18 protein-coding genes are annotated in these 16355 nt (G+C 60.2%); 11 read left to right on the top strand and 7 right to left on the bottom strand.

Features of this window, described 5'->3' with window-relative positions; genetic code table 11:
- The first annotated feature begins 50 nt into the window (after positions 1-50).
- Entirely contained in the window at positions 51-806 is a 756-nt protein-coding gene (locus tag Q7W83_RS07170; RefSeq protein WP_412071767.1) for a methyl-accepting chemotaxis protein, read from the top strand.
- 82 nt (positions 807-888) lie between these two features.
- Here the strand turns inward: Q7W83_RS07170 and Q7W83_RS07165 are convergent, their stop codons facing one another.
- Genes Q7W83_RS07165 through Q7W83_RS07150 form a run of 4 tightly spaced genes read right to left on the bottom strand, consistent with a single transcriptional unit; the run spans position 889 to position 3484 of the window.
- Positions 889-2202 (bottom strand): sensor histidine kinase, encoded by a 1314-nt coding sequence (locus Q7W83_RS07165; protein WP_473655837.1) that lies wholly within the window; start codon positions 2200-2202, stop codon positions 889-891.
- Positions 2199-2867: a response regulator transcription factor gene (locus Q7W83_RS07160; protein ID WP_150634246.1), complete on the bottom strand. Its 669-nt coding sequence runs from the start codon at positions 2865-2867 to the stop codon at positions 2199-2201. The genes Q7W83_RS07165 and Q7W83_RS07160 overlap by 4 nt, the downstream gene beginning before the upstream one ends.
- 3 nt (positions 2868-2870) lie before the next feature.
- A complete protein-coding gene (locus Q7W83_RS07155; protein WP_150634247.1) occupies positions 2871-3176 on the bottom strand; it encodes a PepSY domain-containing protein in 306 nt (101 codons plus the stop codon).
- Entirely contained in the window at positions 3176-3484 is a 309-nt protein-coding gene (locus Q7W83_RS07150; protein ID WP_150634248.1) for a PepSY domain-containing protein, read from the bottom strand. The genes Q7W83_RS07155 and Q7W83_RS07150 overlap by 1 nt, the downstream gene beginning before the upstream one ends.
- Before the next feature lie 171 nt (positions 3485-3655).
- Between Q7W83_RS07150 and Q7W83_RS07145 the strand changes: the two genes are divergently transcribed.
- The 7 genes from Q7W83_RS07145 (at position 3656) to Q7W83_RS07115 (ending at position 10506) form a co-directional block, all read left to right on the top strand.
- On the top strand, positions 3656-4735 hold the full coding sequence (locus Q7W83_RS07145; protein ID WP_150634249.1) for a patatin-like phospholipase domain-containing protein: 1080 nt from the start codon (positions 3656-3658) through the stop codon (positions 4733-4735).
- A 74-nt stretch (positions 4736-4809) separates the two neighbouring features.
- Positions 4810-5166: a 6-carboxytetrahydropterin synthase QueD gene (queD, locus tag Q7W83_RS07140; RefSeq protein WP_150634250.1), complete on the top strand. Its 357-nt coding sequence runs from the start codon at positions 4810-4812 to the stop codon at positions 5164-5166.
- A gap of 131 nt (positions 5167-5297) precedes the next feature.
- Positions 5298-6119 carry an alpha/beta fold hydrolase gene (locus tag Q7W83_RS07135; RefSeq protein ID WP_150634251.1) on the top strand — a complete coding sequence of 274 codons (822 nt, stop codon included), beginning with the start codon at positions 5298-5300 and terminating at the stop codon, positions 6117-6119.
- Between the two features lie 190 nt (positions 6120-6309).
- A complete protein-coding gene (gene codB, locus Q7W83_RS07130) occupies positions 6310-7581 on the top strand; it encodes a cytosine permease (RefSeq protein ID WP_150634252.1) in 1272 nt (423 codons plus the stop codon).
- A gap of 13 nt (positions 7582-7594) precedes the next feature.
- Entirely contained in the window at positions 7595-8842 is a 1248-nt protein-coding gene (gene codA / locus Q7W83_RS07125) for a cytosine deaminase (protein ID WP_150634253.1), read from the top strand.
- Between the two features lie 325 nt (positions 8843-9167).
- A complete protein-coding gene (rhtA, locus tag Q7W83_RS07120) occupies positions 9168-10055 on the top strand; it encodes a threonine/homoserine exporter RhtA (RefSeq protein ID WP_150632158.1) in 888 nt (295 codons plus the stop codon).
- A gap of 169 nt (positions 10056-10224) precedes the next feature.
- Entirely contained in the window at positions 10225-10506 is a 282-nt protein-coding gene (locus Q7W83_RS07115; RefSeq protein ID WP_150632159.1) for a hypothetical protein, read from the top strand.
- A 9-nt stretch (positions 10507-10515) separates the two neighbouring features.
- Here Q7W83_RS07115 and Q7W83_RS07110 read toward each other — a convergent pair whose 3' ends face one another.
- Positions 10516-11076, bottom strand: coding sequence for a TetR/AcrR family transcriptional regulator (locus Q7W83_RS07110; protein ID WP_150632244.1), 561 nt, complete (start codon positions 11074-11076; stop codon positions 10516-10518).
- Positions 11077-11166: 90 nt separating this feature from the next.
- Between Q7W83_RS07110 and Q7W83_RS07105 the strand changes: the two genes are divergently transcribed.
- Positions 11167-11895 carry an SDR family oxidoreductase gene (locus Q7W83_RS07105; RefSeq protein WP_150632160.1) on the top strand — a complete coding sequence of 243 codons (729 nt, stop codon included), beginning with the start codon at positions 11167-11169 and terminating at the stop codon, positions 11893-11895.
- Between the two features lie 36 nt (positions 11896-11931).
- Entirely contained in the window at positions 11932-12522 is a 591-nt protein-coding gene (locus tag Q7W83_RS07100) for a 2-hydroxychromene-2-carboxylate isomerase (protein ID WP_150632161.1), read from the top strand.
- Here Q7W83_RS07100 and Q7W83_RS07095 read toward each other — a convergent pair.
- Positions 12519-13517, bottom strand: a complete 999-nt coding sequence (locus tag Q7W83_RS07095) for a zinc-dependent alcohol dehydrogenase family protein (protein WP_150635775.1) — start codon at positions 13515-13517, stop codon at positions 12519-12521. The two genes, Q7W83_RS07100 and Q7W83_RS07095, sit on opposite strands and share 4 nt — an antisense overlap.
- Positions 13518-13621: 104 nt before the next feature.
- Here Q7W83_RS07095 and Q7W83_RS07090 point away from each other — a divergent pair, with 104 nt between their 5' ends.
- Positions 13622-14542, top strand: coding sequence for a LysR family transcriptional regulator (locus Q7W83_RS07090; protein WP_458377175.1), 921 nt, complete (start codon positions 13622-13624; stop codon positions 14540-14542).
- Here Q7W83_RS07090 and Q7W83_RS07085 read toward each other — a convergent pair.
- Positions 14535-16343 (bottom strand): aminopeptidase P family protein, encoded by a 1809-nt coding sequence (locus Q7W83_RS07085; RefSeq protein WP_150632164.1) that lies wholly within the window; start codon positions 16341-16343, stop codon positions 14535-14537. The genes Q7W83_RS07090 and Q7W83_RS07085 overlap by 8 nt on opposite strands.
- Between the last annotated feature and the right edge of the window lie 12 nt (positions 16344-16355).

Here is a 16355-nt window from a genome sequence, read left to right as displayed (position 1 = left end):
GCAGTACGGCGGACCAGTCTTCTGCCATCGCCACGCAGACCAGCGCCGGCATGGAACAGCAATACCGTCAGGTCGATCAAGTGGCGACCGCCTCCCACGAAATGAGCGCCACCGCCCAGGACGTTGCCCGCAGCGCGGCACAAGCGGCACAAGCGGCGCGCGATGCCGATCACGCCACCCGCCGTGGCTTGACCGTGATCGACCAGACCACCACCAGCATCGATAACCTCGCCGCCGACATGAGCGCAGCGATGGTGCAGGTCGAAGGCTTGGCGGCCAACAGCGAGAAAATCGGCTCGGTGCTGGAAGTGATCCGCGCCATCGCCGAACAGACCAACCTGCTGGCCCTGAACGCCGCAATCGAAGCGGCCCGTGCCGGTGAGGCCGGGCGCGGTTTTGCCGTGGTCGCCGACGAAGTGCGCAACCTCGCGCGGCGCACACAGGAGTCTGTGGAGGAAACCCGTCTGGTGATCGAGCAGTTGCAGAGCGGCACGCAGGATGTGGTGGGGTCGATGAACAACAGTCACCGTCAGGCCCAGGGCAGCGTCGAGCAGGTGGGCCAGGCTGTCACAGCGTTGCGCCAGATCGGCGACGCAGTGACAGTGATCAGCGACATGAACCTGCAGATTGCCTCCGCGGCGGAAGAGCAAAGCGCGGTGGCGGAAGAGATCAACAACAACGTGGCGACGATCCGGGACGTGACCGAATCGTTGTCGGGACAGGCGAATGAGTCGGCGCGGGTGAGCCAGTCATTGAATAGTCTGGCGAATCAGCAGCAGAGTCTGATGGATCAGTTCCGCGTTTAACGCAGATTTGTATCCACAGAAACTACCTGTGGGAGCGGGCTTGCCCGCTCCCACAGATTACTCGGTGGTTTTCAGAACAGTGTCAACGCTTGGGCAGTTCGATGACAACGCTCAACCCGCCCCACTCGCTCTCCTCCAGCCGCAACACCCCGCCCCATGTGTCGACAATGTCGCGCACAATCCCCAGTCCCAACCCATGCCCATCCGTCTGCTCATCCAGCCGCGTGCCCCGGCTGAACACCTGATCACGCTGGTCCTCGGGAATGCCCGGTCCATCATCTTCCACGTTTAACTCAAACCCTGCGGCCGTCTCCACCACGCTCAACCGCACCTCGGCATCCGCCCATTTGCAGGCGTTGTCCAGCAGATTGCCCAGCAGTTCCAGCAAGTCTTCGCGATCCCACGGCAACTGCAAACCGGCCGGCGCGCCATAGCTCAGTTCAAGGTGTTCGCCGTGGATCATGTTCAACGTGGCGAGCAATCCCGGCAGTTGCGCATCGCAATCAAACAAGGCCCCCGGCAGCGCATCGCCGGACAGCCGCGCGCGGTTGAGTTCGCGATTGAGGCGTTGTTGAACCTGTTCCAATTGGTCTTTGAGGAGCTTGCGCAGCTCGGGATGGGCGTCGAGTTTCTCGCTGGACGCCACGCTCAACAACACCGCCAGCGGGGTTTTCAAGGCGTGCCCGAGGTTGCCCAGCGCATTGCGCGAACGCTTGAGGCTGTCTTCGGTGTGGGCGAGCAAATGGTTGATCTGCGCCACCAGCGGCTCAAGTTCCACCGGCACCTGATCATCCAGTTGCGAACGCTGGCCTTGCTGCAACTGAGCAATCTGCTCTCGGGCCTTTTCCAGCGGACGCAAGGCGCGGCGCACGGTGATCCGCTGCAACAGCAGAATCAACAGCAGTCCCGCCAACCCCAGTCCCAACCCCACTTGCTGCATGCGCTTGAAACTGTCGCGCACCGGCGTGTAATCCTGGGCGACGCTGATGGAGATCGACTGGCCGAGTCGGCGATAGTCCGAACGCAAGACCAACAACTGCTGGCCTTCCGGCCCCAGTTGCAGGTTGCTGTGCAAGCCTGGATGTTCGAGTCGCGGCAATTCCTGATCCCACAATGAACGGGAGCGCCAATGGCTGTCGGCAAAATCAATGCGGAAGTAGTGCCCGGAAAACGGCCGCAGGTAGGCCGGTGACAGATGTCGCTCATCCAGCTGCAAGCCCTGCGGCCCGCGCACCAGCGCCACCAGCAGGTTTTCACTGTCGTTGCGCAGCCCCGCTTCGAGGTAGCGCTGCAAGCCCATTTCGAACAACCACAGGCTGGTTTGCGCCAGCACCAGGCCGACGATCACCATCACGCTGATCAACCCCAGACTCAAGCGGCGCTGGATCGACCTCACTGCGCTTGCCCGCCGAACAGGTAACCCTGGCCGCGACGGGTTTCGATCACGCTGCGCCCGAGCTTGCGCCGCAGGTGATTGACGTGGACTTCCAGCACGTTGGAGTCGCGTTCGGTTTCACCGTCGTAGAGGTGTTCGGCGAGGTGGCTTTTGGAGAGGATCTGCTCGGGGTGCAGCATGAAATAGCGCAGCAGACGGAATTCCGCAGCGGTGAGCTGAATGTCGGCGCCGTCGCGGGTCACGCATTGGCGGCCTTCGTCCAGGTGCAATCCGGCCGACTGCAGCGTCGGTTGATTGACCTGGCCATGGGATCGGCGCAACAACGCCTGAATGCGCAAATGCAGCTCTTCAGGGTGGAAAGGCTTGGTCAGGTAGTCGTCGGCGCCAGCCTTGAGGCCTTCGATCCGTTCGGCCCAGGAACCGCGTGCGGTGAGGATCAGCACGGGCGTGGCCAGCCCCCCCGCCCGCCATTGCGCCAACACCTCGAGCCCCGGCAAACCGGGCAGACCGAGATCGAGAACGATCAGGTCATAAGGTTCACTGCTGCCCTGATACACCGCGTCGCGACCGTCGGCCAGCCAGTCCACGGCATAGCCCTGGCGGTTGAGGCCGGCCATCAGTTCGTCGGCCAGAGGCACATGGTCTTCCACCAGCAGCAATCGCATCGGTCAATCTTCCTTGTCTTTCAGTAACTGGCCAGTGGTGGCATCGAGGTCCAGTTCACGGACCACACCTTCAGTGGTCAGCAGCTCGACTTCATAAATGTAGACGTCGTGTTTCTCTTCGAGCTCGGCTTCCAGCAGTTTGGAGCCGGGATAACGGTCCAGCGCCTGCTTCACCACGTGTTCGAGCGGCAGGATCACGCCCTGCTGGCGCAGGCGCAGGGCTTCGTCCTGATCAAGGTCGCGGGCCATGACGACCGAGCAAAACGCCAGAAGCACCAGCGCCATGCGTGAAAATGAACACACCTTCATTACGTATCCTGATGATCCTTGAGTACTTGCCCGCTTACGGCGTCCAATTCCAGGTCCCACTCAATGCCTTGTGGGTCACGCAACTCCACCTGATAAATGTACTTGCCGTACTCTTCTTCCAGCTCGGTTTCGGTGACCGTCGAGCCTGGGTGTTTGGCCAGCGCCGTGGCGTTGAGCTTCTCGAAAGACACAATGGTACCAGCGTCGCGCAGCCGCAGGGCTTCGTCCGGGCCCAGGTCGCGGGCATGGGCGAGGCTGGCGGTCATGGCAATGATGGAGGCGGTGAACAGGGCAGTCAGGGTTTTCATGGGGTGTCTCCGTATTTTTTATGTGTTGCGTACGGCGGCCACCTTAGCGAGTCGAACTTAATTGAAACTGAATTGCCATCATCATGGATGGCAACTCGACATCGCAGGTCCTGTGTTTGCAGCACGCACAGCTGTTTATAATCCGCCCGCTTGCCAGACATCGAGACCGGTATGACTGCTATCCACATCAAGTTCCCCTCCCTGACCCTCAAGGCCGGCCCGCGTGCCTTCGCGCGCATCCGTGAAAACGGTTTGAACGCCGCCGATGTCGGCACGCTGCCGGGCGCCGCCGGTGGGCCAAAGGCGTTGGGGATTCAAGGTCTGGACCTGGCGCTGTTCGGCGAATGGCTACCCGCCGCGCCGCGTGAACGGTCGCTGATCGGCGCCTCGGTGGGTTCCTGGCGCTTTGCCAGTGCGTGCCTGCCGGACGCAGCCGAAGGCATTCGCCGTCTCGGCCACCTGTACACCGAGCAGAATTTCGCCAAGGGCGTGACCATGGCGCAGATCAGCCAGAGCTCGCAGCGCATGCTCGATGACCTGCTCGACGGCCGCGATGCGGCGATTTTGAACAACGCCCATTACCGACTCAACATCATGGTGGTCAAAAGCCACGGCCTGCTCGCGGACGATCATCGCGGTCGTCTCGGGTTGGGCCTGTCGTCGGTGATCGCCGACAACCTGCGCGGTCGCGCACGGCTGTCGCGGCATTTCGAGCGGCTGATCATCCACGACCCGCGCCTCGCGCCGCCGGTCAATGCGCTGAACGATTTCCCCTCGCGCTTCGTCGCGTTGAATGCCGGCAACCTGCGCCAGGCCCTGCTCGCCTCGGGCTCGATCCCGATGGTCATGGAAGGCGTGCGCGACCTGCCCGGCGCCGGCGCCGGAACCTTCCGCGACGGCGGTCTGCTGGACTATCACCTCGACCTGCCCTACAGCGGCAACGACATCGTGCTGTATCCGCACTTCACCGACCGGGTGATTCCCGGCTGGTTCGACAAGACCCTGCCATGGCGCCGCGCCTGCCCTGCACGGTTGCAGGACGTCTTGTTACTGGCGCCATCGAAGGAATACCTGGCACGCCTGCCCTACGGCAAACTGCCGGACCGCAACGACTTCAAGCGTTTCATGGGCGATGCGCCGAGCCGGCAGAAATACTGGCGTGCGACGATGGAGGAAAGTCGCAGGCTGGGCGATGAGTTTCTCGAACTGGCCGCCAACGGTCGACTCGGCGAACGCTTGCTGACCCTTTAGTCAGGACAAACTGTTAAACTCGCCGCCTGCCCACATCGCTGCGGCGATCGCCACCTGACAGAGCTGAAACCACTGTGGAAATCTTCAAAGAATTTACCTTCGAGTCCGCCCACCGCCTGCCCCACGTCCCGGAAGGCCACAAGTGCGGCCGCCTGCACGGTCACTCGTTCAAAGTGGCGATTCACCTGAGTGGCGACCTTGATCCGCATACCGGCTGGATTCGTGACTTCTCGGAGATCAAAGCGATCTTCAAGCCGCTGTATGAGCGACTGGATCACAACTATTTGAATGACATTCCCGGGTTGGAGAATCCGACCAGTGAAGTGCTGGCCAAGTGGATCTGGGTTGAGTTGAAGCCCTTGTTGCCTGAGCTGAGTGCGATCCGTATTCACGAGACGTGCACCAGCGGTTGCATCTATCACGGCGAATAAATCCATGCAGGAGCGAGCAAGCTCGCTCCTGCAGAGAAGTGCTTTTCGTCAGTGATGTAAAAAAACAGCCTTCATAGGCTGTTTTTTTATGCCTATGCTTTTGGGTTCGTACCTGCCAAGAGGACGTCCCCATGACTGACTGGCCGCTGGCTCAAACCTATCGCTTCAACGGGCACTCCGTCCGTTACGCCGTGCGTGGCGACGGCCCGCCGTTGGTGTTCGTGCATGGCACACCGTTCTCTTCCTATGTGTGGCACCGGATTGCGCCGCACTTCATCACGTCGCACCGGGTGCATTACTTCGACCTGCTGGGTTATGGGCTGTCCGAAAAGGTCGAGGGTGATGTGTCGCTGGGGGTGCAGAACGAACTGTTGACGCAACTGCTGGAGCACTGGGGCCTGGACTGCCCGGATGTGGTGGCCCACGATTTCGGCGGCGCGACGGTGCTGCGTGCGCATCTGCTGAACGGCAAAGACTACCGCAGCCTGACGCTGATCGACCCGGTGGCGTTGACGCCGTGGGGTTCGCCGTTTGTGCAGCATGTGCGCCAGCACGAAGCGGCGTTCAGCGGCGTACCCGATTACATTCAGCGGGCGATTGTGCCGGCCTATGTTCGCGGGGCGATCAAGCGCGACATCCCCGATGATGAACTCGCGCCGTATGTGCAACCGTGGCTGGGCGATCCGGGGCAAGCGGCGTTTTACCGGCAGATCGCGCAGATGGATCAGCGCTATACCCGTGAGATCGAAGGGTTGTACCCGACGATTCGTTGCCCGGTGCAGATTCTCTGGGGTGAAGATGATCAGTGGATTCCCATCGAACGTGGCCGCGCGCTGCAGCAGATGATTCCGGGGGCACAGTTTCACCCAATCCCCAATGCCGGGCATCTGGTGCAGGAAGATGCGCCTGAAGCCATCGTCGCGGCGTTGTTGCGGTTCCTACCCTCCTCCTGAAGAAACCAACCTGCCCCTGTGGGAGAGAGCCGGCTCGCTCCCACATGGCACTTGTGTTCCTGCACTTGCACCGGTTTCGTGCCCTTCCCCGCTCCAGTCATCTCCGCCCGTCTATACATAACGACATCCACCCGCTTGGCACGACCACTGCAGCCCCCCTCCGCGTTACCCATTCAGCAAGGAGCGCCACATGACGCAGAACGATCCTGGCAACGACTACCCCCTCAGCGAAGTGCCAATGCAGGCCCGCAAAGGCCTCGCCTCCACGGCCATGGTGCTGCTGGGTTTCACCTTCTTCACCGCCACCATGTTTGCCGGCGGCAAGCTCGGGGTGGCGTTCAGTTTCAGCGAGATGATGGCGGTAATCGTCGTCGGCAATCTGCTGCTGGGCATCTACGCCGCAGCGCTGGGCTACATCGCCTTCAAGAGCGGCCTCAATTCGGTGCTGATGGGGCGTTTCTGCTTCGGTGAAATAGGCAGCAAGCTCAGCGACCTGATCCTCGGTTTCACCCAGATCGGCTGGTACGCCTGGGGCACGGCCACGGCGGCCGTGGTGCTGGGCAAATACTTCGAGTTGAGCGATGGCACGGTTCTGGGCCTGATGGTGGTGTTCGGCCTGGTGTTTTGCGCCACGGCGTACGTCGGTTATCGCGGACTCGAGATTCTGTCGTACATCGCGGTGCCCGCCATGATGTTGCTGCTCATGCTGTCGATGTGGGTTGCGACGGTGAAAGTCGGCGGGCTCGATGGATTGCTGGCCGTCGTCCCGACCGGCGCCCTGGACTGGTCGACCGCGATCACCCTGGTGTTTGGCACCTTCGTCAGCGGCGCCACGCAAGCCACCAACTGGACGCGTTTTTCCCGTTCGGCGCGCGTCGCGGTGCTGGCCAGCCTGATCGGTTTCTTCATCGGCAACGGCCTGATGGTGCTGATCGGCGCTTACGGGGCGATCGTCTACCAGCAACCGGACGTGGTTGAAGTACTGCTGATACAAGGTTTCGCCATGGCCGCGATGGCGATGTTGCTGCTCAACATCTGGAGCACCCAGGACAACACCATCTACAACTTCGCCGTGGCCGGCTGCAATCTGTTGCGCACCGGCCGACGCAAGACCGTGACCCTGGCCGGCGCAGTTATCGGCACGTTGCTGGCGCTGCTAGGCATGTACGACCTGCTGGTGCCGTACCTGATTCTGCTGGGCACGGTGATTCCGCCGATCGGCGGTGTGATCATGGCGGACTTTTTCTTTCGCTACCGTGGTCAATATCCTCGACTGGCCGATGCGCAATTACCGGCGTTCAATGGGTCCGGTTTGGGCGCTTATGCGGTTGGCACAGTCGCCGCTTTCGGTTCGCCATGGGTCGCGCCGCTGGTAGGGATTGCCGCTGCCGCGCTAACGTATGTGCTACTGACCAGCCTGCTCGGTGTCCGCAGCGCCAACGCACCATTACAAGATCTCTAAAAGGATTCACCTGATGCATATCATCAACGCCCGTCTGCGCAACCAAGAAGGCCTGCATGAGTTGCACCTGGAAAACGGCCTGATCAGCAACATTGCCCGTCAGACCGAAGCGCCGACCCTGGGTCCCGATGATCTGGACGCTGGCGGCAATCTGGTGGTGCCGCCCTTCGTCGAACCTCACATTCACCTCGACGCCACGCTGACCGCCGGCGAACCGCGCTGGAACATGAGCGGCACGCTGTTCGAAGGCATCGAATGCTGGGGCGAGCGCAAGGTGACGATCACCGAGGAAGACACCAAAACCCGCGCCAGGAAAACCATCCAGACCCTCGCCGCCCACGGCATCCAGCATGTGCGCACCCACGTCGACGTGACCGACCCGCAGTTGACGGCGCTGAAGGCGATGCTCGAAGTGCGCGAGGAATCCCGACACCTGATCGACATGCAAATCGTCGCATTCCCCCAGGAAGGCATTGAGTCGTATCGCAACGGTCGTGAGCTGATGGAAGAAGCGATCCGCATGGGCGCGGACGTGGTCGGCGGGATTCCGCATTTCGAATACACCCGCGATCAGGGCGTAAGTTCAGTGAAATTCCTGATGGACCTGGCCGAACGCACCGGTTGCCTGGTGGACGTGCATTGCGATGAAACCGACGACCCGCACTCGCGGTTTCTCGAAGTGCTCGCCGAAGAAGCCCGCAGCCGCGACATGGGTTCGCGGGTCACGGCCAGCCACACCACGGCCATGGGTTCTTACGACAACGCGTACTGCGCCAAACTGTTTCGCCTGCTCGGGCATTCGGGGATCAGTTTTGTTTCGTGCCCCACCGAAAGCATCCACCTGCAAGGGCGCTTCGACAACTTCCCGAAACGTCGCGGCGTCACCCGAGTGAATGAACTGCTCGAAGCGGGGATGAACGTGTGCTTCGGCCAGGATTCGATCGTCGACCCGTGGTATCCGCTGGGTAACGGCAACATCCTGCGGGTGCTCGAAGCGGGTCTGCACATCTGTCACATGCTCGGGTATCGCAACCTGCAAAGTGCGCTGGACCTGGTCACCGACAACAGTGCCAAGGCCATGGCGTTGGGTGAGCGTTATGGATTGGAACGCGGACGGCCGGCGAATTTGCTGATTCTTTCGGCGGACAGCGATTACGAAGTCATTCGCAGTCAGGGCTTGCCGCTGTATTCGGTGCGCGGTGGGAAAGTGTTGATGAAGCGCCAGATGCCGGTGGTGGAGTTTTTTGGCGAGCAGGGCTGAGCTTTGCGTTGACAGGACTGACGCCATCGCGGGCAAGCCCGCTCCCACAGGGTTTCATGTCGTACACAAATCTTTTGCACGCCACACAAACCTGTGGGAGCGGGCTTGCCCGGGTAGAAACCGGAGACATCCTTTACGTTTTAAACCGGAGGGAAGTGGGGCGAATTATAGACTTCCAGAATCTGCCGTCAACACCTAATTACGCTTTTCTATCAGGATGTTCAAAAACCCCGCTTATATATAGACGCGACCTCCAGGAATGCGCAGTATATTGCCCAACACACAAAGCAACACTCTTGCTTCCTGCCTTGGACGATGCCACGCAATGAATAATCAACCTCGCAGCCTTGCCTCGACCCTGTTCTCGGTTGGCCTGCTATTAATAGCCATGGCGTCGATCCAGTCCGGAGCCTCCCTGGCCAAGAGCATGTTCCCTGTTATCGGTGCGCAGGGGACAACGACTCTGCGGTTGATTTTCGCCAGTGTGATCATGCTGGTGCTCCTGCGCCCATGGCGTGCGAAGCTCACAGCAAAATCCTTGCGCACTGTCATTGTGTACGGGATGGCACTTGGCGGCATGAACTTCCTCTTCTATATGTCCCTACGCACCGTCCCTCTGGGCATCGCGGTAGCACTGGAATTCACCGGGCCATTGGCGGTCGCCATTTATGCCTCACGGCGCGCGATCGACTTTCTATGGATCGCCCTGGCCGCCGTCGGATTGCTGCTGTTAATACCTACGGGTGCCACGACTGCCGGCATTGATCTGGTCGGTGCGGGTTATGCCTTGGGCGCAGGGGTCTGTTGGGCGTTGTACATTCTATTTGGCCAGAAGGCCGGTGCAGACAATGGCGTACAGACTGCCGCACTGGGCGTCATGATCGCCGCACTGTTCGTAGCGCCGATCGGCATTGTGCATGCTGGCGCGGCACTGCTGACGCCATCGCTGATCCCTGTAGCGATTGGCGTCGCCCTGTTGTCCACAGCCCTGCCCTATACGCTGGAAATGGTCGCCCTTACCCGAATTCCAGCTCGGACCTTCGGCACGCTGATGAGTATTGAACCTGCATTCGGTGCACTATCAGGCCTGTTGTTCCTCCATGAGTACCTCTCACTGTCACAGTGGATGGCTATCATGTGCATCATTCTGGCTTCCGTGGGCGCGACCATGACCATGGGCAGTACCGCCAAGCCTGCGGTTGCGGTGGATTGATACAGGATTTGACGAAGGTCTGGTATTTACCCCGCAATTAGGCCATGTTTAGGTCCGCAACCCAGTGTCAGACATGGATTTTTCACGACAGGGATACCAGAACGCTTCAAGCTTAAGCGAACACAGCCAGACCCGGGCACAAAGATCCGGGGACGCTATAAGGACAGCAATGAAACGAATTGTGCTACTGATCGCCGTACTTGCAGTTGCGGGCTGCGCAGCGACTTCGGAAACTCATACCAAACGCGGCAAGAAAGGATTGCATATCAACTGTTCCGGACTGTCGTCATCCTGGGATAAGTGTTACACCAGCGCAGCCAACTCCTGCGCGCCCAAGGGATACAAGGTCATCGCGAAGTCAGGGGATGGCGTGGAAGAACCTGGCGATTATCCGTTTGGTCTCAACCCGGCTGGCTATACCAGCCGCAGCATGATTGTCATCTGCAAATAGGCCGCCTCTTCAGGTCCGCGGACCGGCGATCTGACGGCTGATCTCATCGTAACTGGACTTCAGTACCGTACGCTGGATGTCAGGGGTGGCCAGCATTCGCGCCACAACCAACGCCCCGATGCATTGCGACAGAATCGCCCATGCCAGGCTGTCGCTCTCCAGAATCCGCGCCCAACTCTCTTGTAGCCGACAAATCCAGTTCTCCGCCTGCTGGCGAATCAATATGTCTGAACGGGCTATTTCCGCGCCCAATGCCGGCAAGGCACAACCCGATTCAGGGTGTTCAACATGGGACATACTCAAATAGTGCCTCAGGCAGCGTTCGAGCCTCTCACGGCCCTGATCCGCCCCCAATCGTTCCAGACTTTGAGCCAGCTCACGCTCGACAATTGAAGCGAACAGCTCATCCTTCGACGAAAAGTGGCTGTAAAAAGCACCGCCACTCAAGCCGATCGCTTTCATCAATGCATCAACACCCACTGTTGCGAAACCCGACTTCTTCGCCGACACCGCACTGCTTTCCAGCAACTTCTGTTTGGTTTCCAGTTTGTGATTGGCCGAGTAACGCATTGTCTTGCCCTCAGTGTTGATCATCTTGACGCTTGCCGAATCGTAGCATAACGTTCGTTTAGTTAACGATCGTTTAGCAAAGGAGCCACCATGAATAACAAGAAGGTCGTACTGGTTGTCGGCGCCGGTGATGCAACGGGCGGCGCTATTGCCAAACGTTTTGCTCGAGAAGGATTTGTCGCGTGCGTTACCCGACGCAGCGCGGACAAACTCCAACCGTTGGTGGACGCCATCAACGCCGAGGGCGGTGAAGCTCATGGTTTTGCCTGTGATGCGCGCAAGGAAGAGGAGGTAATTGCGCTGGTCGAGCAGATTGAAAACCAGATCGGGCCCATCGAAGCATTTGTGTTCAACATCGGCGCCAATGTGCCTTGCAGCATTCTCGAAGAAACCGCCCGCAAGTATTTCAAGATATGGGAAATGGCTTGTTTCTCAGGCTTTCTCAACGCCCGTGAAGTAGCCAAGCGCATGGCCCAGCGCCAACGGGGCACCATCCTGTTTACCGGCGCGACCGCCGGCCTGCGTGGTGCCGCCGGTTTTGCAGCGTTCGCCGGTGCCAAGCACGGCATTCGTGCGTTGGCTCAAAGCATGGCCCGCGAATTGGGACCGATGAATATCCACGTTGCCCACGTCGTCATCGACGGCGCCATCGATACCGACTTTATCCGTGAGACCTTTCCCGAGAAGTACGCCACCAAGGATCAGGACGGCATCCTCAATCCCGAGCACATCGCCGAAAACTACTGGTACCTGCACAGTCAGCCCCGCGACGCCTGGACTTTCGAGCTGGACCTGCGCCCCTGGAACGAACGCTGGTAAGCCCTCCCCTATAACAATAAACAGAGCGCATTGAACATGAGCAAAACCGTGGAGTTCTACTTCGACCTCGGCAGCCCTGCCACCTACCTGGCCTACACCCAACTGCCGAAAATCTGCGAGCAGACCGACAGCCAATTGATCTTCATTCCGATGTTGCTGGGCGGTGTTTTCAAAGCCACCGGCAACGCGTCCCCCGCGACCATTCCGGCCAAAGGCCGCTACATGTTTCAGGACCTGGACCGCTACGCCAAACGTTATGGCGTGCCTCTGAAGTTCAATCCACACTTTCCCATTAATACATTGATGCTGATGCGTGCCGTCACGGGCATGCAATTGCGCCATCCCGAGCGCTTTCAGGCATTCATCGACTGCCTGTTTAAAGCACTTTGGGTCGAGGGACGCAGCCTCGATGACCCGGCGACCGTCGCTTCAGTGCTGGCGCAGAACGGCTTTGATGCCAATGAAGTGCTGGCCCTGACCGCCGATGACGACGTCAAGGCAGCGCTCAAGGACAACACCGATAAAGCGGTGCAACGCGGCGTGTTCGGCGCCCCCAGCATGTTCATCGATAACCAGCTGTTCTTCGGCCAGGATCGACTGGACTTCGTGATTGAAGCCCTGCGTTAGATCTCGATGACCAACCGCCCCTGAGCCGCTCCGGAAACCAGCAGCTCATGGGCGGCCTCCGCGGTTTGCAGGGTGAACGCCCGAGGATCCATTAACGGCTTCAGCTTGCCCGCCTCGATCAAGCGCGCGGCCTCACCAAGAATCTCCCCGTGATGCTCGCGCCCGACACCGGTGAGCAACGGCAACAACGTGAACACGCCAGAATAGGTTGCACCACGAAACGAGAGCGGCGCCAAACTGTGTTGCCCCCACCCCAGGCAACTCAACACATGGCCGTGATAAACCCGCGCGGCCTTGAATGACGCATCCAGAGTCTCGCCGCCCACCGTGTCGTAGACGATATCGAAGCCCTCCCCATCCGTATGTTGCGCTACATACTCCTCGACCGAAGACTGGCGGTAATCGATAAACGTTGCGCCGAAGCCTTCGATGATTGCCTGATGCCTGGCAGAACCGGTGGCAAACACCTGGGCGCCGAAGGCGCGGGCAATTTGCACCGCCACATGCCCAACACCACCCGCACCGCCATGAATCAGCACCTTTTGCCCCGCACGCACCCGCGCCCGGTCCACCAACCCTTCCCACGCCGTAATCAATACCAACGGCAACCCCGCCGCCTCACGCATACTCAAATTGCCTGGCTTGCGCGCCAGCAGTCTGGCATCGACCGCGGCGTACTCCGCCAACGAACCCTGCGCACCGCCAATTCCCGTGGCCATGGCATAAACCTCATCACCCGGCAGCCATCCACTGACACCCTCCCCCACTGACTCGATGGCTCCCGCCAGATCTATGCCCAACACCGCCGGCAATGGCTGACGCGCATGAGCGGCCTGGCCCGAACGAATCTTCCCATCCAGAGGATTCACCCCACTGGCGTTGATCCGCACCAGCACCTGCCCCGCTTCCGGCACTGGCCGTTGAATGGAAGCCAAGCGTAGCGGCGCGTTGGCCGAGTCGACAATCAGAGCGCGCATTTCAAGTGAGTCAGTCATTTCGCATATTCCCGTCAGAGGTGGCTGTGGGATAAATCTTCGCCCCAGCGCCCCATGCTGATAAGACGCTAAATAGCTATAGTGATCATGCCTGTCTGGCATCAATGAGAGATCCCGTGGACAAACTCAATGCAATGGCGATCTTCGTAAGGGTCGTCGAACGCGGCAGCTTTTCTGCCGTTGCCCGAGAGATGCAGACCAGCCAGCCCACCATCAGCAAAGTGTTGAAGGCGCTCGAGACCAGGCTGGGTGGAAAACTGATTACCCGCAGCACCCGTCAGCTTTGCCTGACGGATGAAGGTCTGCGGTACTTCAACGAATGTCGACGAATCCTCTCAGCCGTCGACGCGGCCGAGCACAGTTTCCAGTCCGGCCGGGAGCGCATTGCCGGTCACCTGCGCATCGGCTCCTCAGTCAGCTTCGGGCGTTTGCAGATTGCCCCGCGCCTGGCGCAATTTCTCGAACGTCATCCCGACATAGAAATCGACTTGCAACTGAGTGATCAAAACCAGGACCTGGTCAGCGAAGGGCTGGATGTCACGTTCAGAATCGGTGAGCTGAATGACAGCGGCCTCATCGCCCGCCGCATCGGCACCACCCACCGCGTAACCGTCGCAGCGCCCGCCTATCTCAAAAAATACGGCCAGCCGCACAGCCCGGCAGAATTAAACGGACACAATTGCCTGCAGTTCAATCTGCTGAACAGTCAGAATTTATGGGTGTTCGAGAAGAACAATCAACGTCACGACGTGCGGATCAAGGGCAATGCGCAAAGCAACAACTCGGAGGCGATCCGCGAGATGGTGTTGGCGGGAATGGGAATTGCGCTGTCGCCAGTGTGGCTATTCAGCGAAGATCTGCAGGCCGGGCGAGTGACCGCGATCTTGCAGGACTACACCGCGCAGTCACTGCCGATGCATGCCGTGTCCCCGGCGAATCGTCGCCAATCCGCCAGGGTCATAGCCTTTGTCGACTACATGAGTCAGGCGCTGGCGTCAGCGCCTGAACTCAAGCCGATCAGATAGCGGCGGTACGGGTGTTCAACCACTCAAGGGCCGCACCGTCGAGCAACGGGCTCAAGCGCTCGCGCACTTCGGCGTGGTAGGCGTTGAACCACTGTTTTTCGTCCTGAGTCAGCAGCGACGACTCCAGGCAACGCGTGTCGATCGGGCACAGGGTCAGGGTTTCGAATTTCAGGAACTCACCGAATTCGCTCTTGCCCGCTTCACGGTTCAACACCAGGTTTTCGATCCGCACGCCCCAACGGCCCGGACGGTAGGTGCCCGGCTCGATGGAGGTGATCATGCCCGGCTGCATCGCGGTTTGCGGCGCAGCAACAGCTTGATAGGCAATCACTTGCGGGCCTTCGTGAACGTTGAGGAAATAGCCGACGCCGTGACCGGTGCCGTGACCGTAATCAACGTTCTCCGCCCAGATCGGCGCGCGGGCGATGGCGTCCAGCAACGGCGACAAAATACCCCGAGGGAATTGCGCACGGGACAGAGCAATTACGCCCTTCAATACTCGCGTGCAATCGCGCTTCTGCTCATCGGTTGGCGTACCGACCGGGACCATCCGCGTGATGTCGGTGGTGCCGCCCAGATATTGACCGCCGGAATCGATCAGCAACAGACCGTCGCCCTCGATCACCGCGTGTTCTTCTTCGGTCGCGTGGTAATGCGGCATCGCCCCATTGGCGTTGAACGCGGCAATGGTATTGAAGCTCAACGACACGTAATCCGGACGACGCGTGCGTGCTGCGGTCAGGTGTTCGTCGATGGTCAGTTCGGTGATGCGTTCGCGGCCCCACGCCGACTCCAGCCAGGCGAAGAATTCGCACAACGCCGCGCCGTCCTGCTCCATGGCACGACGGATGTGCTCGGCATCGGCCAGGCTTTTCTGCGATTTGGCCAATGTCGTCGGGTTCAGGCCTTCGACCAGTTTCACGCCGCTGTCCAGGTTATCCAGCAGACCGGCGGTGACACGTGCCGGGTCGACTTGCAGGCTCGCGCCGCTCGGCACGGCGCGCAACGCGTCGGCCACTTCGCGGTAATCGCGCAGGGTCACGCCGTCCTGTTCAAGGATCGCGCGCAGCTCGGCGCTGACTTTGCTCAGGGCCACGAACAGGGTCGCCTGCTGTTGGCTGATCAACGCGAACGAGACGAACACCGGGTTGAAGGACACATCGCCGCCGCGCAGGTTGAACAGCCACGCGATGTCATCGAGGGTGGCAATGAAATGCCAATCGGCGCCCCGCTCTTTCAGCACTTCACGCAGGTTGGCGAGTTTTTCGCCACGGCTGACCGTCGCCTGGGGCGGCAAGTGTTGATAGATCGGCTCGTTCGGCAGCGTCGGGCGGTCGCTCCAGACTTCGCTCAACAGATCGATGTCGGTGCGCAGACGGGCACCGCGCTCTTCGAGCTTGCTGCCCAACGTGCGTGCCGAGGCCACGGCCATCACCGCACCGTCGACGGCGACGACGCCACCTTCAGGGGTTTGTTCGGCCAGCCAGTCCAGCGGGCTGGGCTGGCCCGGTTGCAGCTTGACCAGTTCGATGCCGCTGCCTTTGAGTTCCTTGCTCGCTTGTTCCCAATAACGGCTGTCGGCCCAGACACCGGCAAAGTCCGGCGTGACGATCAGCGTACCGACCGAGCCATGGAAGCCCGACAGCCATTGCCGACCTTGCCAGTAGCCCGGCAGGTATTCCGACAGGTGCGGATCGGCCGACGGCACCAGCAGGGCATGAATACCCTCCCGGCTCATCAGCTCGCGGGTGTGTGCCAGGCGCTCGGGCACCGACCCTTTGATCGAAGGCTGCGTACTCATCATGTCTCCTGC

Source organism: Pseudomonas sp. 300, from assembly GCF_055803035.1.
Note: the sequence above shows the minus strand (reverse complement) of the source record. Positions and strands in the feature narration are given on the sequence as shown.